Genomic DNA, 25,494 nt, shown 5'->3' with positions numbered 1-25,494 from the left:
GATCGTAACTTACCATACTCAGTCTCACTCAATTCAGCACACTCTTACGTATCGTCAAGTCAGAATCTCAATCCTAAAGATCGTAACTTACCATACTCAGTCTCACTCAATTGAGCACACTCAAACACACTATACTACATCCACTGCCCTAAAGGGAAGCTCAAGGAAAAACCAACAACCTAGGGCAATATAGCCCTAAAAGAATACTTAAAATTACCAAAAAAACACAAGGATTCCGCCCAGCAAAAAACAAATGGATTTAAAAACCACTCCGATATCTTTAAAAAAAAAACTTAGCTCATGTTTAATCGCTAATCGAGTTATACACTTATCTAAAAAATTTTACTAAAAAGCCAGATAAAATGTTCCAAAATCTAGGTTTATCAAAATCCATGTTTGAGCAAATCACAGATTAAAATTTAATTTTGCTGAAATGTGATTTTAATTGCTAGGAGTTATCCATCCCGACTTATTCAGCCAAAGCTAAACCTTCAATAAATAGCAAATTCTTACCTACCATATTTGCGGTATTTATGCTTCTATTTTGCAAAAAATATTATTGGCTACTTGCCGAAAAATTCCCCAAATTAACTTAAAATTAGTAGAGTGGCATTTACCTTAAAACTACCTATGACAAAAGCCGAAATTAGCACCAAAAATATCACAGTTCCTAATGGAGATTTGCAAATAGCTGCATACCTAGCCCAGCCAGTCTCCCCAGGACAATTTCCCGCAGTTATCGTAATTCAAGAAATCTTTGGCGTCAACTCGCACATCCGCGAAGTTACTGAAAGAATAGCAAAAGAAGGATATGTGGCGATCGCCCCAGCCATTTACCAGCGTCAAGCCCCCGGCTTTGAAACAGGCTACACCCTCGAAGCCATCCAAATCGGCAGAGAATACAAAGAAAAAACTACAGCTTCCGAACTTCTCGGCGATATCCAAGCCACCATCGATTACCTCAAAACTCTACCCTCTGTCAAACCAGAAGGTTTTGGCTGCATCGGTTTCTGCTTTGGAGGACACGTCGCCTACCTCGCCGCTACTTTGCCCGAAATCAAGGCTACAGCGTCGTTCTACGGCGCCGGTATCGCCACTCTAACCCCCGGCGGCGGAAGCCCCACGATCGCCCGCACAGCAGACATTAAAGGCACTCTCTACGCCTTTTTTGGCACTCAAGACGCCAGCATTCCCTTAGAACAAGTTGACCAAATCGCCGCAGAATTACAAAAACACAGTATTTCTCACCAAATTTTCCGCTACAATGCCGATCACGGCTTCTTCTGCGACCACCGCGGCAGTTACGACGCTACCGCAGCAGCCGACTCGTGGGTGCAGGTGAAGCAGCTATTTCATCAGCAACTTCAACCAGCCTAGAGAGTGGGAGATGGGGAGATAGGGAGATGGGGAGAGTGGGAAAATTTTTTCTACTGACGACTGCCAACTAAATTACTGACAACTGACAACTAAACTGACATGAATTCCAAATCTACAGGTTCTCAAAGCGCAAAAGCATCCTTTTCAATGGATGATTTTGCTAAAGCCCTCGAACAGCACAATTATGAGTTCCAGAAGGGACAAGTAGTGCGCGGCAAAGTGTTCGAGTACGACTCAAACGGCGCGTATGTTGATATCGGCGGCAAGTCTTCGGCTTTTTTGCCGATCGAAGAGGCTGCTTTGAGAACAGTAACGGATTTGTCGGAAGTGGTTCCGCTGGACGAGGAACGGGACTTTTTGATTATCCGCGAACAAGATGCAGATGGCCAAGTTACCTTGTCTCTGCGGCAGTTACAAATTCAGCAAGCTTGGGAAGATTTAATTGAATTGCAGGAAACCGGTAAAGTTCTTCAGGTGCGGGTTTCTGGGGCGAATAAGGGCGGCGTGACTGTAGATGTTCAGGGAATGCGCGGTTTTATTCCCCGATCGCACTTAGTGGAACGCGATAACCTAGAATCGCTGATCGGTCAATCTTTGAGCGTTAATTTTTTGGAGGTCGATCGCGAACGGGAAAAACTCGTACTTTCCCAGCGGATGGCCACTCAATCGAATGCCTTCAAGGATTTGCAAATTGGTCAGTTGGTCGAAGGAAAAGTCAGCAGCATCAAGCCTTTTGGCGTGTTTGTGGACTTGGAAGGAGTTAGCGGTTTGCTGCACATCAAGCAAGTTAGCCAAAAATATATTGATAACCTTGGAAAGGTGTTTGCTCCCGGTCAACCCCTGAAAGCGATCGTGGTTGACCTCGATGAAAGTCGCGGCCGAATTTCACTTTCTACTCGAGTACTAGAAAATTACCCAGGGGAAATGGTGGATAAAATGGCGGATGTTATGGATACGGCAGAAGAGCGATCGGAACGTGCTAGAAAGACTCTTTCTTAAGTCTTGATCTAATTACAACCCCGACTTCTTTAATAAGTCGGGGTTGTAAGAGTGCGATCGTTTTACGTTTAATTAAGTTGATTTACTTATTTGGGATTTTACATCGACTTCTTATACCAGTTTCCCAAAAAAATCCCACTCTAGCAATCCTCCCATCATTTGTAAAATTCTTACTCCCTCCCCGAACCCGCTCTGAGGGTTGGGGTGGGGTAAAAAATTTACGACTCCTCCAAGGATTGCTATATAGGCTAACTCCAAACCCCTATCCAGTAAGTTAATACTTATCGCCAACTAAAAATCAAAAATCAAAAATTGTCTTACTTCTTCCTTTGACTATCTATAGCGGTTCTCAAAAAAGTGAGGTATGCCCTATGCCCACGGAGGCCTATGCCCTATGCCCACGGAGGCCTATGCTCTATGCCCACGGAGGCCTATGCCCATGAGTACCTCATATGAGAGTTCAAAAGGCTATAACTCCCTTTTAGCGTTCCTTATTTAACCCCATTAGCTACTACTCCCAATACTTTAAAATCGGCTACATTTAGTTGATCTAAAGCTTTGTTGACCAGACCGCGATCGGTTTTTTCTATTTTCACTATCAGCACTGTACCATCAGTTTGAGAGGCTAGTAAATGACCGTCTGCTAAACCAATTAAAGGTGGCGTATCGTAAATTACTAAATCAAATAAGGCTAGGAATTGTTCCATTAAATAGTGCATCTTTCTCGAAGAAAGTAATTTAATTGGATCAGAGGGAATAGTACCTGCAGTGAGGACAAAAAGATTGTCATCGTCGGGTAATCGCTGAATAGCCTCATTTAAGCTTAAATCCGAACTTAAAACATTACTTAAACCTTTCATGTTTGATAAGCCAATGTATGTGTGCAGTTGAGGCACACGCATATTAGCATCCACTAATAATACTCGTTTACCAACAGCAGAAGCAGTTTTAGCTAAATAAAGTGCTACAGTGGACTTACCCTCACCTTTAATAGTCGAAGTGATGGTTAAAGAACTTATTGGGTGTTCCGCATTTAATAATTGAATATTTGTGTATAAGTAGTGAAATGCCTCTACCACAGGAAAATCTTTGTAATTTGAAACTATTATTCGTTTTAAGCTTGCACTGTTAGTATTTGAACTTACGCTAGTGAATTTAGCGGGAACACTTTCACCTCTACGAGATTTAATTTTCATCGCTTTGGCGATCGGAATGACTCCCAAAAGAGGGCGTTTAGTTGCTGATTTAATTTCTTCGGGAGTATGGAAAACAGTATTTAAAACTTCTACTAGGAAACCTATAGCAATGCCTAGTAAAGTGCTAATAACGAGCGCGATTGCTAAGTGGCGACGGGTTGGTTTTTCTGTTACTGGGTAAAGATCACCATTTTCGTTTGTGATTAACTGTGGTTTAGATATAATTTGCCAAGAGCCATCAATTTGACCAGCATCTAGTTGTAAAGCTTTTTGTTTTTCTAGGAATAGTTTGAGAGTATCTTTAGCTAGTTCTAGTTTTAATTGTAGGTCATCGTAGCGACGTTGAGCTTGGGGCATTTGAGTGATTTTTGCTTGCAGTAAATTTTGGCTATTAGTTATCAATCGCTCGCGAGCTTCCAACTGTTTTAGTTGTGATTGCATCTGCAAGAGGACAGTATCAGCTTCTTTTTTGATTAAATCACGCAAACTTTGCTGCTTTTCCCGCAAAGATTGAATGGGAAGGCTATTTTCATAAAATTGAGTAGAGCTTAAAGCTAATTGCGACTCTATTTCATTTACTTTGCTAATTAAATTTTCATAGGATTTGGGGCTAATATCAACAATCCAACGATTATCGCCCGTTAACGCTCTTTTTTTGTAGCTTTCATATTGAAGCCTACTTTCTGCCAGTTGTCCTTGCACTTCTAAGCGACGATTAGTTAAATTATCGAGCTGATCTGATAGGCTGCGGCTGCGTAGTTCGGGTTGATTAAAGTTATACTGAAGCCTTAACATTTGTAATTCTTGTTGCAATTTATCGACTCTCTGCTGGAGTGGTGGCATTTGTCGGTCAATAAAATCACTACTTTGTTTGCTAACTTTTAAACGCTCTTGGTCCATATATTCTAGGTAATATTTTGCAGTTTCATCCAGCACATATTGGATGCGCTTGGGATCTCGATCGCGGTAGCTAATATCTACGAGCTTAGTACCCCCCTGCTTCCCATCTCGCAAGAAAGTAACACGTTGGATCGTCAAGCGGTTGTTGAGATTTTTATAGTCAAACTTGGGATATTTTTTCTGCAACTTATTAACTAATGGTAGTAACACTTCGGGGCTTTTTAAAACCCGCGATAAACTTTGATAATCCACCGAGGAACCTTCTTCCGCTGAGGATTTAATTTTGTTTAAGTCTGTGATGCCTAAACTGTTATTTTGAGCTTGAACCAAGAGCTTTGATAGGCGATTGTCAGCCGTAATGGGTTCTGCTAAAACTGTAAATTTTCCTTCATACTCGGTAATAGATTTTTGGGAAGCCTTGAGCACGAAACTACCGCTTAAAGTAGCTATGCTGGCAGCTACTATGCCCATCACCAGAAGGCGACGTTTGACGACAGCTAGTACCCAATTCATATCAAGAACTTGGTCATCCTCTGCTGGGGTACTAGCTAGGTAATTAGCGGAGGGAGCAGACAAATATTGACCATTAAGGTCATTCTTGAGGGAAGACAACTGTTTTTTATCCATAGCAAAAATGTTATTTAATTCCTAATTTCCGAATAGTCTGAGTAGCTCTATGAGTCGGGTGGGAACGAGAATTCCACCAATAATATTATTAACTGGTGAGAGAACAGTGTTAATGTTGTCTACCAAGATAGCATTCCTCGATCGTGCCACTATAATTATGTCATTATCTTGAATCAGTGGATTGCTTTGAGCGTCGATTCCTTGATTCAAATTAATGGGTACTTCCGATCGGGATATAGTGCCATTAGGATTCAGCCTGATCAGTTCCACATATCTAGAGTTAGCGCGATTTTGTCTGAAACCCCCCGCACTCATAATGGCTTGATTTAAGGTAGTATTAGGAGGTAATTTGAGTCCACCCGGAGTATTGACTTCTCCGATAACGCTCACTTGCACAGTCGCCGGAGCAAAGCTAGCAGTAGCTAGAACAGAAACTTCTCCGGGGTCGATCGCCGTCGCTGTCGGGACAAAGATGATATCCCCTTCTTGTAGTATAGTATCTTGAGAGGTATCTTGTTCTTGCAAATATTGCCAGAGGTTAATAGTTCTAATTTGTTGTTGGCCACTTCTAGTATAACGTTGGAGTTGGATTTGCCGAATATCAGCGATTGATGTGATTCCACCAGCTAGTTGTAGAGCTCGAATGATGGTCGGTTGTCCGCTGGTTCTTTCACCATTTCGGGTATCACCACCAATGGCTACATATCTACCCGGACGCTTCACCTCTCCGAATACTGAGACATTACGGGGTTGCTCTGCTGGTATAGAAAAATTAGATTCACTAAGTTGATTTGTTTCTGCTAAATTAATAGTTTCTTGAGGGGGAACCAAGATTTGATCTCCATCTCGCAACGTGATATCTTGGCTGCTCTGACCAGTTTGTAAATAATCCCACAGATTATAAGTGATAGTTATTTCTTTGTTAGCCGTGAGCCGACGCCGCACAATTACTCGTCGAATATCAGCGCTAGCTCGAACACCCCCAGCTTTTTCTAAAGCTTGAGGAAGCGTGGGAAACTGAACTGATGGTGTATTTCCACCTCCATTAGCTAGGGGCAATGAGTAGGATCCGGGACGACTTATTTCACCAGACAACCAAATATTGAGCGGGCGGGCAGCTTGTAAGCTGATGGTAACTAAAGGTCTTTTTACGACCCGGCCATAAGCTCTAGTGATAACTTGGGCTGCCTGGTCTAAAGTTAATCCTTGAAGGGAAATACTACCAATAACCGGGATTTGAATAGCTCCCCCAGCGGGAATTTGATACACCCCACTAAGCTGAGGCAGATCGTAGATATCAATTCTAATATTGTCTCCACCACCTAGATAGTAGTCAGTATTAATGCTTATTGTGGGGGCTGGGGACTGAGCGAGGTTGGTTTGAGGGTAGGAGAGAGTGAGTACCAGCGCCAGTAGTGGCACTTGTAAGGCAGGAACGGTAAGCCATTTCATAGGTAGTAACAAATTTGATGATAGAGGTAAAGCCATGAAAGAGATTTTAAGAGTGCCGATGTTTGCGTTGATGCTTTTTTGTTTAGCGGTTGTCCTCTGTGTGACTATTTATATTTTAGTCGCACGTCATCCCAAATTGGGTCTCACATTAGAAAAGATTTTTGTGGGGATACTTTTTTTTACCATCACTGGTGGTTCGGGGCTCATAGCGATGCCCTTTACCAAACTCCATCCTAAAGTTTTATACAATTTAGAAAGTACACCCCCAACGATTATTGGTCAAATTGCCATTTATGGGACCATGATATTAATATTATTTCCCCGATTAACTAAAACTACTAAAAAAGCAGTTTATGTAGTAATTAAATGGATAGCAGGAGACATTTTTTTAGGTTTGTTTTTGTTGATTATGACTTTGTCTGGCTTGTGGTCAGAAACTCCTGAAATTACTTTTCGGGCTATTTTTGCTATGTGGGGAGTAACACTGGTTTCTATTTATGTAGGGAAAGTGTATAGTTGGTTAGAAATTTATGGATTATTGAGATGGCTAACAGGTTTATTAGCTTTATGGGGAGTTGTGAAACCAAGTCCAGCACTGGACGGTTGTTGGACAGGAGTTTTTGGCCATAAAAACCCTTTTTCTTTTCAAATGGCTAATACAGCTTCTTTATGGATTTTATATGCTGTTAAAGAGCGTAAATATCGATATTTATCATTATTTATAACTTTAATAGCGTTAGTAGGATTGCAAAAAGGTTGTAGTGGTGCTAGTCGGATTTTGACAATAGTATTAATCAGTTTGTGGAGTTATTTAGCACTATTAAAAAAATTACCTGTTAAATGGGCTTTTCTCTGCTTTATCTTATTTTTGGTGGGGAGTATAGGTATAAGTATTTTGGTGTTAAATAATTTAGAGGCTATTATTGTGGATGGTTTGAACAAAGATATGACTTTAACGGGTAGAACCGATTTTTGGCCTTTAATTATTGATCGAGTTAATCAAAATCATCCCCTATTTGGTTATGGAATGGCAGGATTTTGGCAGCCTTGGCGTGGCTTGGAAAACCCAGCCTACGGAATTATGGTAGTTAAATCGGGTTTTGTGCCACCCCACTCTCACAATGGTTTTCTTGATATACTTTGCGAACTGGGTTGGGCAGGATTATTGTTGTTTATTGGGTCATTTTTTAATAATATATTTAGAGGTATAAAGTACCTAGTTAAAGAAAGTTTTCCAGAGTCAGGTTTGCCTTTGTATTTATTAACATTTATGCTAATGACCAATTTGACAGAGGGGGGACTATTGGGGGTTGGTACTTATTGGTGTTGGTATGTAGTTTTATCGGTAAAATTGAGCTTAGATAGGACAGCTAAGGATAATCCACAGGGATGATGTCAGCGTTTTGTCAGGCCTATTAGGAGAATCTTTAAACAGAATAGGCATATCCCCGACTTCTTAAAGAAGTCGGGGCTTTAACACCGATCGCATTTTACGTTTAATTAAGTGGGATCACTGAATATGACTCGCAATTGTTTCACTCTCCACCGTTGCTTCCACTGGCCAAGAATTTTCTATCTCTACTGTTTGTTTCGGCTGATAAACTGCCAAGTCGAACCAGAAAGTCGTACCCACATTAACTTCGCTAACTAAATTAATTTTAGTGTGGTGCTTGTCAATAATGTTTCTGACAATAGAAAGACCTAATCCCGTTCCTTCTAAAGTGTGTACTCGGTTTTCTACCCGGAAAAAGCGATCGAAGATTGCTTGTTGGTCTTCAGGATCTATGCCAATTCCAGTATCAGAAATTTCGATCCGCACTACCGGAAAATGTTTGGCATCCGGTGACAAGTTTTGCTTCCCGGATTGACCGTCTTTGTGGGTGGGCGCCTCCGACTCTAGCAAATACGCTCGAATTGCCACCTTGCCGCCGGACTGAGTAAATTTTAAGGCATTTCCTACTAAATTTGCAAATACTTGCAGTAACAAATCGTAATGACCTAAAGCAGGGGGCAAATAGGGGTCAACTTCTTGCTCTAATTCAATGCCTTTATCCTTAGCATTTAACTGATAAGTCCGCAGGGTTTGTTCCACAGCTTGCGGGAGGTCAACAGCTTCCAAGTGATAAACTCGGCAGGATTCCAGTCGCGACAAGTCTAACACGTCGTTAACTAAACGAGTTAGTCGATCGGTTTCTCGATTGGCAATTTCTAGGAATTCCCGGCGCTCACTTTCTAGAAGGTCTTCTCCGTACTCGTGGAGAGTCTCGATAAAAGATTTGATATTAAATAAAGGTGTTCTCAATTCGTGAGAAACATTGCTGATAAAATTGCTTTTAGCCTCATTGAGTTCTACTTCGCGAGTAATGTCCTGCACTGTCATTGCAATGCCTTTGAGACTTTCCCGGTAATTTCCAGAACCTTGATGCTTGGAGGTTTGCTCGTAGAAAGTACACTCTACAGCTACCGGGCGTTGTGGTTCGGTACAGGTATCTTCCTCATGGCGGATACAGCTTCTGCACAGCGGTTCGGCACCGGGCGCTTTGTGCAGAATGACTGTAGTTAAAACAATCCGAATTGTACGGTTAACTGGTTCGCTCATCGAGATGCGAAATTCGCCGCCTTCGCGATCGCCTGCAGCTATTTCCTGCAAAGGTCTAGCCAAGTCCTGCTGCACTTCCGAAGGCAAAATGTTCAGAACATTTACTCCGAGCGCATTTTTGCCTTCCCATCCAAAAATCCGCATCCCCGTCGGATTAACTAAAATCACCTGCAAATTTGCGTCTAATAAAAGCGCGCCATCAGCAATCGTTGATACCAAAGTTTCTAACTTAGCTTTTTCCGCTGTCAGCTCTTCAATATTTTGTTCTTCATAACTTTCGAGTTTCTGGGCCATTTCATTAAAACTGCCGATCAACTCACCCAATTCTCCCCCTAAAGGCAGGTCAACTCGCTGCTTAAAATTCCCGCTGGCAATGTTTTTGACCCCGAAAACTAATTGTTTGATCGGCTGAGTAATTGTCAGGGCATTAAATACAGCTCCCAAAATTACCATCACCCAAATAGTGACAAATACTGCTAAAGTGACATCCCTTGTCAGATTTGAAGAGATAACTGCTGCGGGATTTGGGTTAATGCCGATCGCCAAAACTCCCAAATATTTGTCTTCATGAATTAACGGCACAAATACATCGGTAACTTCTCCATCTGGCGTCAAATGCTGCCGCACCAAAGGCAAAGAAGTTAAATTTCTCGCCTCAATATCGGCGAGAAAATTATCGGGAAGTTTGATCTGGCGGCGCAGTGTCAGGGAAGTCTCCACCTCGGATTCCGAAAAGGGTATCCCCAGGAAAATATCTCCCGCTTCGTCTGCGTAAAGCATATAGCGAACGCTGGAGGTGCTGCTGTAAAATTGGCGGGAAAAGCGGGCGACTTCGGAGCGATCGTTTTTGGCAATCAGCGGCGCCACATTTGCCGCCAACAGCAGGCCGAGGTCTCGGCCGTAACGAGTATCGTTAAGTCGGGCGTCTTGCTGGATAGTATTCACGGCCCAGAATGTCAGGCCGCTCATAATTAACGACACTACGAGGGTAGCACCGGCCATCAGGCGGGTCTGGAGGGTAAAATCCGACCACCAGCGGGCAATAATTTCTCCGATTTTGTTTAGTATGGCCAGCATTTCACCAGTTCACCAGTTCAATATTAAAAGCAAGATCAATTCAGTTGGCTCCCGATCGAATTTTCTGCTGCGACTTGTCCGCTACCGCCACCGCAGAGATACCAAACTTCATTGTTACATTTCTACTTTGAGATTGCTTGGCTTTCGGATGGCGGCCGATGTCGCCATTCCTAATTTTTATCGCCCAGAGCTCGGCGGCCGATGTCCCGACGGCAGTAGACCCCTTCAAATTGGATACAATCAACTGCTGCATAAGCTTTAGAGATAGCTTGTTCCAAAGTTTCTCCCGTCGCAGTGACGCCCAAAACCCGGCCACCGTCGCTCACCAACTGCTGGTTCTTCAACTGGGTGCCGGCGTGAAACACTTCTGCTCCTTTGGCTTCAGCTTCCTCGATACCTGTGATAACTTTGCCTTTTTGATAACTTCCAGGATAGCCCCCAGAAGCCAAAACTACGCAAACAGAGGCCCCCGACTTCCAGCTAATAGAATATTCACCGAGACGCTGCTGACAGCAGGCGAGCACCAAATCCTCTAAAGGAGTTTCCAGCAGTGACAAAACCGCTTGAGTTTCGGGATCTCCGAAACGGCAGTTGAATTCTAAGACTTTGGGTTCTCCGTCGGGGGTAATCATTAAACCTGCGTAGAGTACACCCCGGTAGTCAATTTTGCGTTTTTGCAGTGCTGCGAGGGTGGGTTCGAGAATTTCTTCTTGAATTCTTTCCATGAGTTCCGGGGTGACAATGGGGGCTGGGGCGTAGGCTCCCATACCGCCGGTGTTGGCTCCCTTGTCGCCTTCGCCGATAGCTTTGTGGTCTTGGGCCGGCAGCAACGGTTCCACTGTGATGCCGTCGGTGAGGGCGAGAATCGAGACTTCTTGACCTGTTAAGAATTCTTCGACGACGACTCGGATGTTGTCGGTGCCGAATTCGCCTCGGAAAATGGTGTTGATGGCGCTGTGAGCCATTTTGACGGTGGTGGCAACGGTGACTCCTTTGCCTGATGCGAGTCCGTCTGCTTTAATGACTATTGGGGTTCCTTGTTCCAGAACGTATGCTTTGGCTGCTTCTGCGTCTGTAAATACGGCAGCTTTGGGTGTGGGGATGCCTGCTTCGAGCATCAATTCTTTAGCCCAGGATTTGCTCGATTCAATTTGGGCGCCGGCTTTGGTGGGGCCGAAAATCATCATTTTTCGCTGTTGGAAATAGTCGGCGATGCCTAGCGATAGTGGCAATTCGGGGCCGACGATGACTAATCCGATGTTGTTGACCATCACAAAGCGTTCGATGCCTTGGAAGTCGTCGATGTTGAGCGACAGATTCTGACAGCCTGGGGTGGTAGCTGTGCCGCCGTTGCCCGGTACGCAGAATACTTGTTTAATCCGCGTAGATTCTAGCAGTTTTTTTGCGATCGCGTGTTCGCGACCTCCGTTTCCCACAACTAAAACTTTCACAGTATCCTCACCTATAAATTTTGTTCCCTGAATGTCTGATTTTCAGTGTTGGCATCTGTCTATCTGCTTTTTGCAGTGCTGTCAATTATGCCATGCTTGGCGCTAGGGAATTGCTAGATGTGGCACTTTTCTGGAGGAGTGGGGTTCGACGGCTGTTTCTCAATGGCTGAGAGCGTGCAATAATTAAAGACTTTAGCTGCCCAATTTTTCGGGGTTCTGCCTCGATTTAATCATGCAATTAAAACTATTTTCGGGCTTTTAACTCTGCAATTACTGTAATTGAGCCAGGGCCAAATAGCGATAAGATAGGCTGGTTAACTTTGCGGAATTTTACTCACATGAAATCAAATCCAACCGCTGCGAGTTCGTTTGTCAAATTTAAGCGGGTGGGCGTTGTCGGCGGCGGCCAGCTAGCTTCGATGATGGGGGAGGCTGCTAGGGCGCTCGGTATTGAATTGGTAGTACAAACTCCCCATGCTACCGATCCGGCAGTTTCTGTTGCTGCTGGTGCTGTTTTGGCTGCTGTTGATGATGTTTTGGCTACGGCTCAATTGGCGGCTGGTTGCGATGTTATTACTTTTGAAAATGAGTTTGTGGATTTGGATGGTTTGCGACCGCTAGAAGAGCAAGGTGTGTTATTTCAGCCGAGTTTGTCGTCGCTTTCTCCTTTGTTGGATAAGTACGTTCAGCGCTGTTATTTACAAGGTTTGGGTTTGCCAACTCCGAGGTTTTGGGAATGGGATTGCAGCGCGGATTTGCCCCCGGAATTGTTTAAGGCGGTGGCGATCAACTTTCAGGAAATTTTTGTTTCCGACAGCGTGCAGATTGTAGGAGACTCGGAGGCAGGATCGATCGACTTTCCCTTTGTGGTCAAAGTTCGCCGCCACGGTTATGACGGCCAAGGTACTTTTATTGTTAAGGATCGGGGGAGTTTGGAGTCAATTCGTGCTAAACTCCAAGGTCAGTCTTTGCTAGTGGAAGAGTTTGTGCCGTTCGATCGCGAGTTGGCTGTGATTGCAGCTCGATCGGCAAATGGGGAAATTGCGATTTATCCGATCGTGGAAACTCAGCAGGAAAATCAGGTTTGTCATCTGGTGATTGCGCCCGCTGATATTTGTTTAGAGGTGAAAACTGAAGCTTGTGCGATCGCCCGCACTCTCCTCAACAGTTTGCAAGCTGTCGGCGTCTTCGGCATTGAATTATTTTTAACCACCGATAATAAGCTGTTAGTCAATGAAATTGCACCCCGCACCCACAACTCGGGACATTTTACCATCGATGCCTGTGAAACTTCACAATTTGAACAGCATTTGCGCGCAGTTTGTCAACTGCCTTTAGGTAATTCGGCTCTGAAATGTGCAGGCGCTGTCATGGTAAATTTGCTAGGCTACGAGTCGGCCCAGTCCGATTATTTAGCAAAAAGAAAACAACTGGCACAAATTAGCGGTGCTTTTGTCCATTGGTATGGTAAGAAAGAATCGCGTCCAGGCCGCAAACTCGGTCACGTTACAGTTGTGTTCGACGCGGACAAGGTGGCTCAGGGGCGATCGCAAGCACTGGCGATCGCTCAAACCGTTGAATCTATCTGGTATGCAAGTTAAATTGCTCGAAGCTTGCCAAAATCAGGTTAGTTGGTATATATTAAATAAAGGTTCTACTGCGACGTTGGTGACTGCCAATAATGTTTTTTTGATCTATAACTCTTAACTCTCGGGAATCAAGATGTTTGGACAGCAGTAAACTGGGCTTGTACCCAGAAACTTTAAGTCCGAGCCAACGGTACCCACCTGGTAAAATACCAGGTCAAAAGCTGAGGTAAGACGGCGTTGCGGGGAGCCATTAAAAATTTGATTGAGATAGGCGCTGTGAAATATAGCTAGTAGAGGTAGGCGGGAGTTAACCTACCATTGACTATTGCTTCAATGCTTGGCCCGAATAAGCCCATTTGAAGGGTTTAGCCATTGTGTAATTGAAGTAATAGATGAATTCAAGGAGAGGTAGTCCTGCATAGCAATGAAAATCCAGCGTTTTAATTGATAGATAAACTGGCGTTATACTCATGAATAAAATACCAAATAGCCCCAATATGATTGGAGAGTTTTTTGGAGAATGAAAGAGTTTTTCTCACCAATCTAGATATTCTGGTAGTGCCCTGAAGGAAAGGATGGAGTAAACTTAAGCTACTATTAGAGAGAAGTGTTTGCCATTGGTGATATGACAGTAGAAATTAATTCTTGCCCCAATTGTGACGAGCGAAGAAGTTAGTCGTAATGGTCAGACTCGGCATGGTAAACTTTCACTACAAATGTCGAGAATGTGGTCGTCAATTTGTTCTAAATCCCGCGTGGAAAGCTATGGAGAAAGAACAACAAGATTTAATGCAGCGGATGCTACTTGAACGTATTTCTCAAGCCGGAATTGCTCAGGTATTACAAGTGTCAGAAGATACAGTGCAGCGGTACGTAAATGCCCGAGCTGTTGTTGAAGAGAAGCAAGTGTCGCGGAGTACCAAGCCAAAAAAGCGCCTGAATGTTCAGATGGATGAGTTATGGTCGTTTGTGGACAATAAAGGCAATCAGCAGTGGGTCTGGCTTGCATTGGATGCCCAGACTAGGGAAATTGTTGGTGTACATATTGGAGATCGTAGCGCAGTATCAGAAGAGTGCCTTATGGAATTCCATGCCACCTGTTTACCGTCAATGTGCTGTAATTTATACTGACCATTGGAGTGCTTATGATTCTGTATTGCCCAGTAAACGTCATTATAGTGTAGACAAAGATAGTGGTTGTACCAGCTATATCGAGCGATTTAACTGCACCATTCGACAACGAGTATCAAGGGTTGGTGAGAAAGAGCTTATCCAACTCTTAGAAATTGGAAAATCATCGGGCTGCAATTTGGAGTTTTGTGCATCATTATAATGCTAGTTTATAACTCGCTAATGCCTACTTTTTTTTGAATTCGGTTTTGTTTTATCGTCTTGATCCTTTCCTTCAGGGCACTACCGATTTCGAGAAAGTCAACGCAGGGGAAGGTACTCAGATGGCTGGGAAATGGTTGCAGGAATATTTAAAATAAAAACTCCCCTACTACGTTTTCCCCGCGAGGGGACTGAAACTTTAATAGAGAAATTCTTTAGGATGTTATCAAATACGAATTCAGATTACGAATCATTACTACAGCGGGCGATCGCGATCGCAGCAAAAGCTCATGAGGGGCAGGTTGATAAGGCAGGCAATCCCTATCTAGATCATCCGCTATTTGTGATGGAAAATGTACATTCTCTAGAGCAGAAAATCGTAGCGGTTCTACACGATGCTGTCGAAGATTCTGAACTTACACTTGAGCAACTTAGAAGCGAAGGTTTTCCTGAAGTGTTAGTCTCGGCGATCGCGGCGATTACCAAAATAGAAGGAGAACCTTATGCAGCTTATTTAGAACGTGTGATTGCCAACCCGATCGCATTGCGAGTCAAAATCGCTGATGTTACTCATAACCTTGATATTCGTCGCATCGCCAATCCAACAGAGGCAGATTTTCAACGCATTGCCAAATACAAAAAAGTCCTCAGTCAGTTGCGTGCCCCCTTAAAGTAATTATTAACCGCAGATATCCGCCTTCATCGTGGCACAGGCATCTTGCCTGTGCGATATCTGGGCATCTTACCTGTGCGATATCTGCGGTTAAAAAAATCCCCAAATCTAAGCCATCACCATCCCCCCATCCACATTAAAAACCTGCCCGGTTATATAAGCCGCCGCCGCATCTGCCGCCAAAAACTTGACCATCCCGGCAACTTCCTCAACTTCCCCATATCTCCCCAGGGGAATATACTTCAAAATCTCATCAGACTTCACATCCTTAGTCATATCTGTAGTGATAAAACCCGGTGCGACTGCATTCACAGTAATCCCGCGACTCGCCAACTCCTTCGCCACAGTTTTAGTAAACCCAATTACCCCAGCCTTCGCCGCACTGTAATTAGCTTGTCCCGGATTGCCCATTTGCCCAGCAACCGAAGCAATATTAATAATTCGGCCGCTTCGCTGTTTCAGCATGATTTTACTGGCAGCTTTCGCACACAAAAACACGCCGGTTAAATTCAAATCAATTACCGCTTGCCAATCTTCCAACTTCATCCGCAATAGTAAAGTATCGCGAGTAATGCCGGCATTGTTCACCAAAATGTCAATCCGTCCCCATTTTTCCATGACATTACTGGTGAGTAAATCTACTTCCTCAGTTTTCGAGACATCTGCTGCAAGTGCCACAGCTTCTCCTCCAGCAGCGACTATTTCTGCTACCACCTCATCAGCAGCAGCACTCGAACTCGCATAGTTTACGGCGACTTTAGCGCCCTCTGCTGCTAGGGTTAAAGCAACGGCGCGGCCGATTCCCCGCGACGCACCGGTCACGACAGCAACTTGACCCCGCAATCTCTGAAAAGTCTCTGGTAATAATTCCATAATTGTATCCTCGCAATCTACCAGAGAATTTTGCACTAAAATCGAGCCAGAACCCAAAAAATTATTTTGTCTTATGGCAGTTCAAAAACAGTTCAGCAGTTTTGAGGAGTTACTATCGGGCTCTGACTTGCCCGTGTTGGTAGATTTTTACGCTACTTGGTGCGGGCCTTGTCAGATGATGGCACCGATTTTGGAACAAGTGAGTGGTCAGATGAAAGACAAGCTGATGGTTGTCAAAATTGACACCGATAAGTACGAACAGTTGGCGTCGCAGCATCACATTTATGCTTTGCCGACTTTGGTGTTGTTCAAAAATGGCGCTGAGGTCGATCGCATTGAGGGAGTGGTGCAAGCGGCGCAGTTGATCGATCGAGTGCAACCTTACTTGTAACCGGAGTCAATTATCTCACACGTAGGGTGCGTCAGCCAATAGACATTTCCCAAAAAGATATTCAAGAACAGGCAGGATGCCTGTTTTACAACAATTATGGGAGATGTCTAATATCTGATCAATTATGAATAAGATAATCCTAGTTGACGCACCCTACTGATGAAGACTCCCAGCCACGCTATTATCAATCTGGCAATTCTCGGCAAACCGCAACTGCCGCAAGCTAATCTCATTATTGCGATCGGCGGAATTTTGCCGGATATTCCGATATTTTTATTTTACGTTTGGGCGAAATACATTGCTCGCTTGCCCGCAGCTACAATTTGGTCAAAAGCATATTATGAGCCTTTTGTGCAAGATATTGTGGCTCTGTTTCATTCAATTCCCCTTGCGGTTATTGGTTTGCTAATTGCTTATTACTTTGGCTGGCACAGTGTGCAAATTTTGTTTATCAGCATGATACTGCACTCTCTGGGAGATTTGCCTGTCCACAATGACGACGCTCACCGACACTTTTTTCCGTTCAGCAATTACCGTTTTATCAGTCCGTTTTCTTATTGGGATAGGAAGCACTACGGGTCAATTGTTTCTGTGGTGGAAATGTTGTTAGTGCTGCTGTCAACTTACCGCGTTTTTGGTTTTGTTAATTCTTATGTTGGAAAAACGTTGTTGATTTTGGTGAATGGTTTTTACTGGGCTGGCGCGGTTTATTTTCAGGTGCGACATTTATTTAAATAAATTCACTTCCCAAAGATGAAACATGAATTCAAAATTACCAATTAGCAATTAGGAATTAGCAATTACCATATTGTTAACTACGCCGAATATTAAAACAACACCAATCTTGGCGCTTCCACAGAGTAGCGACAATCCAGCCATGCTGTTCGAGAGTGTCAGCAATTGGCTTAGCTTGTTCTAGCAAAATGCCGCTGAGCACGGCCCAAGTAGTCGGTTTGCTAATTGCAGTGAATTGCGGAATTAAATCAATGATTACTTCTGCTAAAATGTTGCATATCAAACCGTCGATCGGCTCATCTACCATTTCTTTCAAGCGATCGATACTTCCGAGCTCTGCAACCAACTGCTGAGAATTAACGCGGTTGAGTAGTCTGTTGCTAATGGTCGATCGCACTGCCAAAGGATCAGTATCCAAAGCATAAACTTTTGTAGCGCCCAACAACACCGCGCCGATCGACAAAATACCCGATCCGCAGCCGATATCAGCAACTACGCACTCTTTGTCATCAAAACCGAGCCGCATTTCCAGCGACTCCAGACAAAGTTGAGTAGTAGCGTGAGCACCGGTACCGAAGGCCACACCGGGATCTAAACGCAAAATGACGCGATCGGTATCAGTCGGTGGGGGCAGCCAGGCCGGATTAATTAAAAAGCGATCGCCCACTTCTTGAGGCTGCCAGTGCTCCTTCCAAGTGCTGCCCCAGTCTTCGTCTTCAATCAAATCCCACTGCATCGCAGGTAGGGGCAAACCTGCACACAGAGCATCTTGACGCAGCCACAGAGACAAAGCGGCCAAATCCAGCAATCCTGCCTGTTCTTCGGGCAAATAAGCCGACATCAGGCAGGAATTGCTTTTGATCTCAGTAGCAGTTCCCCGACAGTTAAATCGTTCCAGACGCCAAAAGATGATATCTTCCAGCGCCGGATCGCAAAGAATTCTAATTTCCCACCAGCTATGTGCCATAACGATTTTAGATTTTAGATTTTAGATTTTAGATGGGGCCAGGGGAACTGGAGACTGGGAAGTGGGGAGTGAGGAAGGAGGATTGGCTAATAGAAAAATTCCCGCTTTCAGGCCAATTACCAATGACCAATTACCCATTACCAATTATCAGCCCTGGCATCCAAAATCTAAACTCCAAAATCCGTCAAAGATTTACCGTGTAAGCATCCCGAATTCCCGGAACTTTTAGGATCTCCGCCAGTATCCCTTCTGGTAGAGGGTCATCGAGGCTCAAAACCATCACCGCATCGCCTCGCACGATTTTACGGCCTACCTGCATACTGGCAATATTGACATTAAAACTGCCCAATTGGGAACCAATTTTGCCAATAATCCCCGGCATATCGCGGTGCAGGGTAAACAGCATATGGTGAGTGGGGGAAACGTTGACTGGGAAATCGTCAACACTGGTAATCCGAATTTCGCTTTCGCCGAGCACTGCACCTGTCACGGTGTGTTCGCCGAGAGTTCCCTTGGCGGAGAGGCGCAGAGAGCCTGTGTAGTCGCGAATTGAGGCGTCTCTGGTTTCGACGACGCGAATTCCGCGTTCTTTGGCTTCAATGCTGGCGTTGACGTAGTTAACGCGCTCTCGCAGGGCTTGGGAGAGCAGGCCTTTGAGGGAGGCGACGACTACGGGCTGGCTTTGGTTGCTGGCCAATTCGCCTTGGAGTTGGACGTTGAGGTAATCGACTCGGCCTCCGGCTAGCTGGCTGACGAGGTTGCCGAGGGTTTCGGCGAGTTGCAGGTAGGGTTTGAGTTTTTCGATCGAGTCTGGGTAAATTCCTGGTATGTTAACAGCCGATCGCGCCGGCAATCCCAACAGTACATCGCGAATTTGTTCGGCAACGTCGATCGCCACATTCACCTGAGCTTCCGCTGTGGATGCTCCCAAGTGGGGCGTTAGCACGATGTTTTGGCCGACATTCCGCAGCGGAGAATCAGCTTCAAGCGGTTCGTGTTCGTAAACATCGATCGCTGCACCGGCAATCTGGCCTGATTTTATCGCTTCTGCCAGGGCTGCTTCATCGATGATGCCGCCTCTAGCGCAATTAATAATCCGGGCCGTGGGCTTCATTTTCGACAGCACCTCAGCGTTAATTAAGTGCAGGGTTTCCGGCGTTTTGGGGATGTGCAGGGTGATGTAGTCGGATTCGCGCATCAGCAGTTCGAGTTCTACCAAGCGGCAGCCCAACTGGTCGGCTCTTTCGGTCGAAATGAAGGGATCGTAGGCCAGCAGTTTCATGCCCATTGCTTTGGCTGCGGCGGCGAGGTGGGAGCCGATTTTACCCAAACCGACGATGCCGAGGGTTTTTTTGTAAACTTCTACCCCGATAAAGCGGTTGCGTTCCCATTTACCACCTTTGACAGATGCGTTGGCTTCCGGGATATGGCGGGACATCGAGAGCATCATGGCGATCGCGTGTTCGGCGGCGGCGATCGTGTTGCCTTCGGGGGAATTGACGACTACAATTCCTTTGCGGGTAGCGGCGGGTACATCGACATTATCTACGCCGACGCCGGCTCTGCCGATGATTTTGAGTAGATTGCCAGCTTCTATGATTTCTTTGGTAACTTGGGTGCCAGAACGGATCATTAAAGCGTCGTAATCTGGAATAATTTTTACCAGTTGTTCGGCTGAGAGTCCTGTGTTTACGTCAACTTGCGCGACTTGGGAGAGGATGTCAATTCCGGCTTGGTCGATCGGATCGGATACTAGAACTTTAGGCATAGCAAGCAATTGAGTGCAATAGTAAAAATAGACTGAGCGTTGGCGAGCTCAAAGTTGAGACTTATGACTTAGAGCAGTATCTAACAGCTCAGCTCAAGCTTGCCTTTGTGCAGTTTGAATTGTATCTGTATTCGGTCAAGGTCGGCCGTTTTTTGCATGAAATATTTTAGCTTTGCGGGCGATCGGACTCTCTGACCGTCTGAAAATCCCCCAAGTGCTTAGCTAGTATGTCTTTTCGGGCTATAATAGACTTTGGCTATTCCAGCCTAACTATCAGGAATTGTTTTCTAATGAATTATCTTATCGCCGTACTGCCCGATCGAATGCAAGCCGAAGCTGCCTACTGTGCTCTGGAGAAAGAAGGCTTGCCTATGAAGCAAGTGAGTATTTTGGGCCGCGGCTACAAAACTGCTGATGAATTTGGCTTGATCGACCCGAACCAGCAAGCGAAGAAACAAGCTAAACTCATGGCTATTTGGCTGATTCCCTTTGGCTTTATTGCTGGGGTTACTTTCAGCTTGATTACTGAGTTGAAGACTTTTGCCTGGGCGGGGGAAATTGGCGATCACGCGATCGGTGGTGTACTCGGTGCGATCGCCGCTGCGATGGGCAGTGTTTTTGTTGGAGGCGCGGGCGGTATGGCTTTTGGTAGTGGCGATGCTTTGCCCTACCGCAACCGTTTGAATGCGGGTAAATATTTGATTGCGGTTAAGGGTACTGATGATTTGACTGGGAAAGCTGCGAAGATTTTGCAGCAGTTTAAACCGGAAAATATCCAAGGTTATACAGAGACTTAGTTGTTTGTTAACAGTTGACTGTTGACTGTTGACTGTTGACTCGTGTAATATTTGGAGGCAGTTATGGAATCACAAACTATCGCCCTACATTCTCCCCTAGAATTAACGCTGGAATTAACCGACGAGCAGTTTTTTCAGTTGTGTATAGACAACCGGGATTTGAGATTTGAGCGGACTGCTAGTGGAGGATTAATTATTAGAGACTGTTGGCGAATCAATAAATGGCTTCACCCCTCACCCCTAAAAATAGTGGTTCTAGACTAAATGTCAAATTGACCATATAGCCATAAACTACCAATAGTGAACGGAAATACTGCCTCCCAGAGGTGATGGGTAACACCCCCTGCGAATTCGCCAACAGTCTCTTTCAACCGCCGTCTTATCTTTTCCCGCTAATTGATGGTATAACCTATGAAAATCCTCCACGGGACTTGGATTCCTCAAGCAGAAGAGAATTTTATTCAACCTGGAACTTTTTGTCTTTGGGTTGAAACCACTCAAAAGAAAAAACAGCCTGCTAAGGTTCATCCCCGACAATTGGAGACGGCACAGTTAAGAGAGTTTCTAACGAAAGAAGCCGGGATTCAACTGTCAGCAGTCAGCAATACAAGTGCGATGGGGCGAGAATACGCGATCGTCCCTCGGTATTTTTTACTGCCCACTGCAGACAACCAGCCGTTGCCCTCTTTAGAACTAGCGCGATATTTAGAGACAGAGTTACCCGAAACATTTGAGTTGGAGTATTGGGAAGTTAATTGTGTGTCCATTGCCACCCACACTTTGACTAAAGTATTGAATGATTTACATTTTATTGCCATCTACGATTTAGCAGAAGTTCAGTTTGGTTCAGACTTGCTATTTTGGTATCACTACACCCAAAATTTTAAGCAAATTGTTCTGAAAGATCATTATATTCCGGCGTTGCGCTATCGAGAAACTGCTCCGATCGCGATCGCACCCATCGAAACATCCGAACCCGCTGAGAAAGCCACGCGCGGGCGTAAGAAAGCGGGCGAGACAAAAACCAAAACAACTGCAAAAACTCCAAAAACACCTGCCAAAATTGCACCCAGCTTTGAGATTTATCCGGGATGGGAAATTGTTTCAACACAGTACGAAACTGATTTACAACGCTATGTTGAATGGATGCCTTTAGTTTGTGTGTCCGGTTTTCGGAAGATCCAGCTAAAAGATACACCAAAGTTCTACGATCGCGAACGGTTGCTGCGGCATTTTTCCGAGTGTGCGATCGCGGAAATTGTCACTCAAACCCCCATCCCAGCATCGTTTGAAAATAAGATTGCGGATTCTTTACTCCAAATCTGCCTCAACCAAACACGAAAAATCGCGCCAGTAAGCCTTGAACAATACCGGCAATGGCAAACCTGGCGCGATCGCATTACGCGCAATCAATCTGCTGACTCATTCTCCCTCTGCTTTCAACTACAATCGCCCGAACAACCTGAAGAGGCTTGGGTTTTAGAGTTTCAGGTGGCTGCGAAAAAAGACCCATCTCTGCGGATGCCGTTGCAGGATTATTGGCGATCGCGATCGACTCAACAAAAACAGTTGCAAACACAATTCGGAGACAACTTTGAGCAACATTTGCTGACAAATCTCGGCTACGCTGCCCGCATTTATCCCCAACTTTGGCAAGGGTTAGAAACCGACGAACCTGCTAACATTTCCCTCAGCTTAGATGATGCCTTCACCTTCCTCAGCGAGTCCGCTTGGGTATTAGAAGATGCCGGATACAAAGTGATTGTCCCCGCTTGGTGGACGCCGAAGGGACGGCAGCGGGCGAAGATTCGCCTGCAAGTCAAAGGGAAGGGCAGCAAGAGCGCTGCAATCAAGGGCAAGGGATTGTTTTCGGCAGACTCCTTGGTGGAATATCAGTATGAATTGGCGATCGGGGGTGAACGGGTTAGCGAACAAGAATGGCAGGCGTTAGTAAATAGCAAAACACCGCTGGTGCAGTTCCGAGGACAATGGATGGAACTGGACAAAGACAAGATGCAGGAGATGTTGGAGTTTTGGAAAAAACATCGCCAAGAAAACCCCGATTTAAGCCTGATTGACTTTATGAAGTTGACGGCAGAAGGAGAAGCGAGCGAACAGTTGGAGGTTGAGCGCGATCGGGCTTTGTCGGATATGTTGGAGAAGCTGAACGATAAAAGTAGGCTAGAGTTAATTGCAGATCCAGCAAAGTTTCAGGGCAAGTTACGGGATTACCAAAAGCGCGGCGTTTCTTGGTTGAGTTATTTGGAAAGTTTGGGATTAAATGGCTGCCTTGCCGATGATATGGGTTTGGGTAAATCGGCGCAGGTAATTGCTAGATTATTGCAAGAGCGGGAAGTTTTATCTACTACAAAAGAGACAGAAAAAGCGACAAAAAATGCGGTTTTACCCACGCTACTAATTGCGCCCACATCCGTAGTTGGTAACTGGCAAAAGGAAATGGAAAAATTTGCTCCAGAATTGCGATCACTGATTCACCACGGCCCTCAACGTTTGCAAGATGCCAAAGCATTTAAAGCCGCCGTCCAAGGTTGCGATATGTTGATTACTTCCTTTACCTTGGTGCGAAAAGATGAGAAGCTGTTGAGCAGCGTAGCGTGGCATCGCGTGGTAATTGATGAAGCGCAGAATATTAAAAATCCGAAAGCGGCGCAAACAAAGGCGATCTTAAAGTTGCCTGCTACCCATCGGTTGGCGCTGACTGGAACACCCGTGGAAAATCGATTGCTGGATTTATGGTCAATTTTTAATTTCCTCAATCCGGGCTATCTGGGTAAAGAGACGCAGTTTCGGAAGTTGTTTGAATTACCGATTCAAAAACATGGGAGTCGCACGCAATCGGCAGCGCTCAAAAAATTAGTAGAACCTTTTATCCTGCGCCGTCTGAAAACCGATAAGTCGATTATTCAGGATCTCCCCGACAAAGTTGAGCAAAAGCTCTACTGCAATCTTACCCGCGAGCAAGCTTCGCTTTATGAAGCGATCGTGAAAGAGGTAGAACAAGAAATTGACGCGACGGAAGGGATGAAGCGCAAGGGGATGATTTTGGCGACACTGCTGAAGCTGAAGCAAATTTGTAACCATCCGCGCCAGTTTTTGCAAGATGAAAGTGAGTTTACACCAGAGCGATCGCACAAATTGGAACGGCTGATCGAGATGATTGAGGAAGTCAAAGCAGAAGGCGAAAGTTTATTGGTATTTACGCAGTTTACAGAACTGGGAAGCGCGTTGGAAAAATATATTAAACAAACGCTACATTACAACACTTACTACATCCACGGGGGAACCAGTCGCGAAAAACGGGAACGGATGATTTCAGAGTTTCAAGATCCAGAGTCTGAACCTTCGGTATTTATTCTGTCACTGAAGGCGGGCGGCGTGGGAATTACGCTGACAAAAGCCAATCATGTGTTCCATTTCGATCGCTGGTGGAATCCGGCAGTGGAAGATCAGGCAACGGATCGGGCGTTTCGGATCGGACAGCAAAAAAATGTGTTTGTGCATAAGTTTGTGGCAATTGGCACTTTGGAAGAAAAGATTGACCAAATGATTGAGGACAAAAAGAAATTGGCAGGGTCAATTATTGGTGCGGATGAGTCGTGGTTAACTGAGTTGGATAATGAGGCATTTAAGAAATTAATTAGGCTCAATAAAAATGCGGTTCTAGATTAGGAGAAACAACATAAGAGTGGGAGAGGGGGAGAGGGGGAGAGAGGGAGAGGATTTTTGATTGTCATCGAAATATACAATTTAAATGCAGAACAGCTTATGTCACAATTTACTCGGACTTGGTGGGGCAATAAATTTATCGATGGGCTGGAAAAATTTACCGATTCGGGGCGACTCGGACGGGGACGTTCCTATGCACGAAACGGCAAGGTAAAAAGCTTTGGCATGAATGATGGGTTAGTGATGGCAGAAGTGAGAGGCTCGGTTAATCCTTATTTTGGGGTTTATAAGGAGCCTCTGTACAAAACTAAAATTGAGTTTGAGCCGATTAGTCAGGCAAAGTGGAAAGTGGCGATCGCCCAAATGGCATCAAAAGCCAGCTTCATTTCTCGGCTGCTGCTCAACGAAATGCCCGACAATATTGAAAAGGCTTTTTCACCCCTCGGATTGCACCTTTTACCCAGCAGCCGTGAGGACTTTAAAACCACTTGCTCTTGCCCAGACTATAGCAATCCCTGCAAACATATTGCCGGAGTTTATTATTTGGTGGCAGCAGAATTGGACAAAGATCCATTTTTACTGTTTGAACTGCGCGGACTTTCTAAGGAAGTGCTGCACCGCGAATTAGCAAAAACGCCTTTGGGAATGGCGCTGGCGGCGGAGTTGACGGCTGATGCAGCGGCCCCTGTGGCGGTGGATTCCTATTACACGCAGGCGATCGCCAGTGAGGCGCAAACGGTGAGCCTGAAAGAGTTTTGGCATGGTGCGAAGCGGTTGCCGCAGACGATTGAGGTGGGGGTGCAAAGTGGGGTAAGTGCGATCGTGGTGAAGAAACAGGGAGATTTTCCACCGTTTTGGCACAAGGATGGTTCGTTTATTGAGGCGATGGAAGAGCTGTATTTGCGGGTGAAAACTAAGAATAAACTGTAAAATTTGACAATGCGCGATTGCTGATTAATCTGATATCCGGTAGATTGAACGCAATCAGCCAAGTCCGCACTACA

17 protein-coding genes, 1 other RNA gene and 3 pseudogenes are annotated in these 25,494 nt (G+C 45.0%); 13 read left to right on the top strand and 8 right to left on the bottom strand.

All coding sequences use genetic code 11. The features are described 5' to 3' along the window. The first annotated feature begins 630 nt into the window (after positions 1–630). Positions 631–1,377, top strand: a complete 747-nt coding sequence (locus QUB08_RS19100; protein WP_333226181.1) for a dienelactone hydrolase family protein — start codon at positions 631–633, stop codon at positions 1,375–1,377. Positions 1,378–1,476: 99 nt separating this feature from the next. After that, positions 1,477–2,376: a S1 RNA-binding domain-containing protein gene (locus tag QUB08_RS19095; RefSeq protein ID WP_333063140.1), complete on the top strand. Its 900-nt coding sequence runs from the start codon at positions 1,477–1,479 to the stop codon at positions 2,374–2,376. A 491-nt stretch (positions 2,377–2,867) separates the two neighbouring features. On the opposite strand, the gene QUB08_RS19090 is transcribed toward QUB08_RS19095, so the two are convergent. Next, positions 2,868–4,898, bottom strand: coding sequence for a polysaccharide biosynthesis tyrosine autokinase (locus tag QUB08_RS19090; RefSeq protein ID WP_333226180.1), 2,031 nt, complete (start codon positions 4,896–4,898; stop codon positions 2,868–2,870). 222 nt (positions 4,899–5,120) lie between these two features. After that, complete coding sequence (locus tag QUB08_RS19085; RefSeq protein WP_333226179.1) at positions 5,121–6,551, bottom strand: SLBB domain-containing protein; 1,431 nt, start codon at positions 6,549–6,551, stop codon at positions 5,121–5,123. A 34-nt stretch (positions 6,552–6,585) separates the two neighbouring features. Here QUB08_RS19085 and QUB08_RS19080 point away from each other — a divergent pair, with 34 nt between their 5' ends. Continuing rightward, the gene (locus QUB08_RS19080) at positions 6,586–7,944 is read left to right on the top strand and encodes an O-antigen ligase family protein (protein ID WP_333226178.1); all 1,359 of its coding nucleotides are present in this window, start codon (positions 6,586–6,588) and stop codon (positions 7,942–7,944) included. 117 nt (positions 7,945–8,061) lie between these two features. Here the strand turns inward: QUB08_RS19080 and QUB08_RS19075 are convergent, their stop codons facing one another. Then, positions 8,062–10,227 carry an ATP-binding protein gene (locus QUB08_RS19075; RefSeq protein WP_333226177.1) on the bottom strand — a complete coding sequence of 722 codons (2,166 nt, stop codon included), beginning with the start codon at positions 10,225–10,227 and terminating at the stop codon, positions 8,062–8,064. 170 nt (positions 10,228–10,397) lie between these two features. Further along, a complete protein-coding gene (purD, locus tag QUB08_RS19070; protein WP_333226176.1) occupies positions 10,398–11,678 on the bottom strand; it encodes a phosphoribosylamine--glycine ligase in 1,281 nt (426 codons plus the stop codon). A gap of 338 nt (positions 11,679–12,016) precedes the next feature. Here purD and QUB08_RS19065 point away from each other — a divergent pair, with 338 nt between their 5' ends. Next, a complete protein-coding gene (locus QUB08_RS19065) occupies positions 12,017–13,279 on the top strand; it encodes a 5-(carboxyamino)imidazole ribonucleotide synthase (RefSeq protein ID WP_333226175.1) in 1,263 nt (420 codons plus the stop codon). Positions 13,280–13,329: 50 nt separating this feature from the next. Then, a non-coding RNA gene (gene ssrS, locus QUB08_RS19060) (6S RNA) lies at positions 13,330–13,517 on the top strand. A 190-nt stretch (positions 13,518–13,707) separates the two neighbouring features. Here ssrS and QUB08_RS19055 read toward each other — a convergent pair. After that, positions 13,708–13,821, bottom strand: a pseudogene (locus QUB08_RS19055) (IS1 family transposase); the annotation flags it as partial. 71 nt (positions 13,822–13,892) lie between these two features. Between QUB08_RS19055 and QUB08_RS19050 the strand changes: the two are divergent. Both QUB08_RS19050 and QUB08_RS19045 read left to right on the top strand, forming a co-directional pair. Continuing rightward, positions 13,893–14,613: pseudogene (locus QUB08_RS19050) on the top strand (IS1 family transposase). A 206-nt stretch (positions 14,614–14,819) separates the two neighbouring features. Further along, a complete protein-coding gene (locus QUB08_RS19045; RefSeq protein ID WP_333226174.1) occupies positions 14,820–15,275 on the top strand; it encodes an HD domain-containing protein in 456 nt (151 codons plus the stop codon). 105 nt (positions 15,276–15,380) lie between these two features. Here QUB08_RS19045 and fabG read toward each other — a convergent pair whose 3' ends face one another. Beyond that, the gene (gene fabG / locus QUB08_RS19040) at positions 15,381–16,145 is read right to left on the bottom strand and encodes a 3-oxoacyl-[acyl-carrier-protein] reductase (RefSeq protein ID WP_333226173.1); all 765 of its coding nucleotides are present in this window, start codon (positions 16,143–16,145) and stop codon (positions 15,381–15,383) included. A gap of 73 nt (positions 16,146–16,218) precedes the next feature. Between fabG and trxA the strand changes: the two genes are divergently transcribed. After that, on the top strand, positions 16,219–16,536 hold the full coding sequence (trxA, locus tag QUB08_RS19035; protein ID WP_333226172.1) for a thioredoxin: 318 nt from the start codon (positions 16,219–16,221) through the stop codon (positions 16,534–16,536). 159 nt (positions 16,537–16,695) lie between these two features. Further along, positions 16,696–17,274 (top strand): hypothetical protein, encoded by a 579-nt coding sequence (locus tag QUB08_RS19030; RefSeq protein ID WP_333226171.1) that lies wholly within the window; start codon positions 16,696–16,698, stop codon positions 17,272–17,274. Between the two features lie 73 nt (positions 17,275–17,347). Here QUB08_RS19030 and prmA read toward each other — a convergent pair whose 3' ends face one another. Both prmA and serA read right to left on the bottom strand, forming a co-directional pair. Continuing rightward, positions 17,348–18,238 (bottom strand): 50S ribosomal protein L11 methyltransferase, encoded by an 891-nt coding sequence (gene prmA, locus QUB08_RS19025; protein ID WP_333226170.1) that lies wholly within the window; start codon positions 18,236–18,238, stop codon positions 17,348–17,350. Positions 18,239–18,422: 184 nt separating this feature from the next. After that, on the bottom strand, positions 18,423–20,006 hold the full coding sequence (gene serA / locus QUB08_RS19020) for a phosphoglycerate dehydrogenase (protein WP_333226169.1): 1,584 nt from the start codon (positions 20,004–20,006) through the stop codon (positions 18,423–18,425). Positions 20,007–20,296: 290 nt separating this feature from the next. Here serA and QUB08_RS19015 point away from each other — a divergent pair, with 290 nt between their 5' ends. The 4 genes and pseudogenes from QUB08_RS19015 to QUB08_RS19000 all read left to right on the top strand — a co-directional run bounded on the left by QUB08_RS19015 (position 20,297) and on the right by QUB08_RS19000 (position 25,420). Continuing rightward, positions 20,297–20,803 carry a hypothetical protein gene (locus QUB08_RS19015; protein ID WP_333226168.1) on the top strand — a complete coding sequence of 169 codons (507 nt, stop codon included), beginning with the start codon at positions 20,297–20,299 and terminating at the stop codon, positions 20,801–20,803. A 63-nt stretch (positions 20,804–20,866) separates the two neighbouring features. After that, positions 20,867–21,001 (top strand): annotated as a pseudogene (locus tag QUB08_RS19010) (Uma2 family endonuclease); the annotation flags it as partial. Between the two features lie 213 nt (positions 21,002–21,214). Next, positions 21,215–24,493 (top strand): DEAD/DEAH box helicase, encoded by a 3,279-nt coding sequence (locus tag QUB08_RS19005; protein ID WP_333226167.1) that lies wholly within the window; start codon positions 21,215–21,217, stop codon positions 24,491–24,493. A gap of 96 nt (positions 24,494–24,589) precedes the next feature. Further along, the gene (locus QUB08_RS19000; protein WP_333226166.1) at positions 24,590–25,420 is read left to right on the top strand and encodes an SWIM zinc finger family protein; all 831 of its coding nucleotides are present in this window, start codon (positions 24,590–24,592) and stop codon (positions 25,418–25,420) included. The last annotated feature ends 74 nt before the right edge of the window (positions 25,421–25,494 follow it).

This window comes from Microcoleus sp. BR0-C5, assembly GCF_036705045.1.
In the GTDB taxonomy this organism is placed as follows: Bacteria; Cyanobacteriota; Cyanobacteriia; order Cyanobacteriales; family Microcoleaceae; genus Microcoleus.
The sequence above is the reverse complement of the archived record's forward strand: the minus strand, read 5'-3'. Positions and strand labels throughout refer to the sequence as shown.

What these genes read in the sequence shown, in the direction of transcription:
- trxA (WP_333226172.1), top strand. Translation starts at nt 16,219, where the DNA reads ATGGCAGTTCAAAAACAGTTCAGCAGTTTTGAGGAGTTACTATCGGGC.
- serA (WP_333226169.1), bottom strand. Translation starts at nt 20,006, where the DNA reads ATGCCTAAAGTTCTAGTATCCGATCCGATCGACCAAGCCGGAATTGAC.
- QUB08_RS19095 (WP_333063140.1), top strand. Translation starts at nt 1,477, where the DNA reads ATGAATTCCAAATCTACAGGTTCTCAAAGCGCAAAAGCATCCTTTTCA.
- QUB08_RS19030 (WP_333226171.1), top strand. Translation starts at nt 16,696, where the DNA reads ATGAAGACTCCCAGCCACGCTATTATCAATCTGGCAATTCTCGGCAAA.
- QUB08_RS19080 (WP_333226178.1), top strand. Translation starts at nt 6,586, where the DNA reads ATGAAAGAGATTTTAAGAGTGCCGATGTTTGCGTTGATGCTTTTTTGT.
- fabG (WP_333226173.1), bottom strand. Translation starts at nt 16,145, where the DNA reads ATGGAATTATTACCAGAGACTTTTCAGAGATTGCGGGGTCAAGTTGCT.
- QUB08_RS19000 (WP_333226166.1), top strand. Translation starts at nt 24,590, where the DNA reads ATGTCACAATTTACTCGGACTTGGTGGGGCAATAAATTTATCGATGGG.
- prmA (WP_333226170.1), bottom strand. Translation starts at nt 18,238, where the DNA reads ATGGCACATAGCTGGTGGGAAATTAGAATTCTTTGCGATCCGGCGCTG.
- QUB08_RS19100 (WP_333226181.1), top strand. Translation starts at nt 631, where the DNA reads ATGACAAAAGCCGAAATTAGCACCAAAAATATCACAGTTCCTAATGGA.
- QUB08_RS19005 (WP_333226167.1), top strand. Translation starts at nt 21,215, where the DNA reads ATGAAAATCCTCCACGGGACTTGGATTCCTCAAGCAGAAGAGAATTTT.
- QUB08_RS19015 (WP_333226168.1), top strand. Translation starts at nt 20,297, where the DNA reads ATGAATTATCTTATCGCCGTACTGCCCGATCGAATGCAAGCCGAAGCT.
- QUB08_RS19085 (WP_333226179.1), bottom strand. Translation starts at nt 6,551, where the DNA reads ATGAAATGGCTTACCGTTCCTGCCTTACAAGTGCCACTACTGGCGCTG.
- QUB08_RS19065 (WP_333226175.1), top strand. Translation starts at nt 12,017, where the DNA reads ATGAAATCAAATCCAACCGCTGCGAGTTCGTTTGTCAAATTTAAGCGG.
- QUB08_RS19075 (WP_333226177.1), bottom strand. Translation starts at nt 10,227, where the DNA reads ATGCTGGCCATACTAAACAAAATCGGAGAAATTATTGCCCGCTGGTGG.
- QUB08_RS19045 (WP_333226174.1), top strand. Translation starts at nt 14,820, where the DNA reads ATGTTATCAAATACGAATTCAGATTACGAATCATTACTACAGCGGGCG.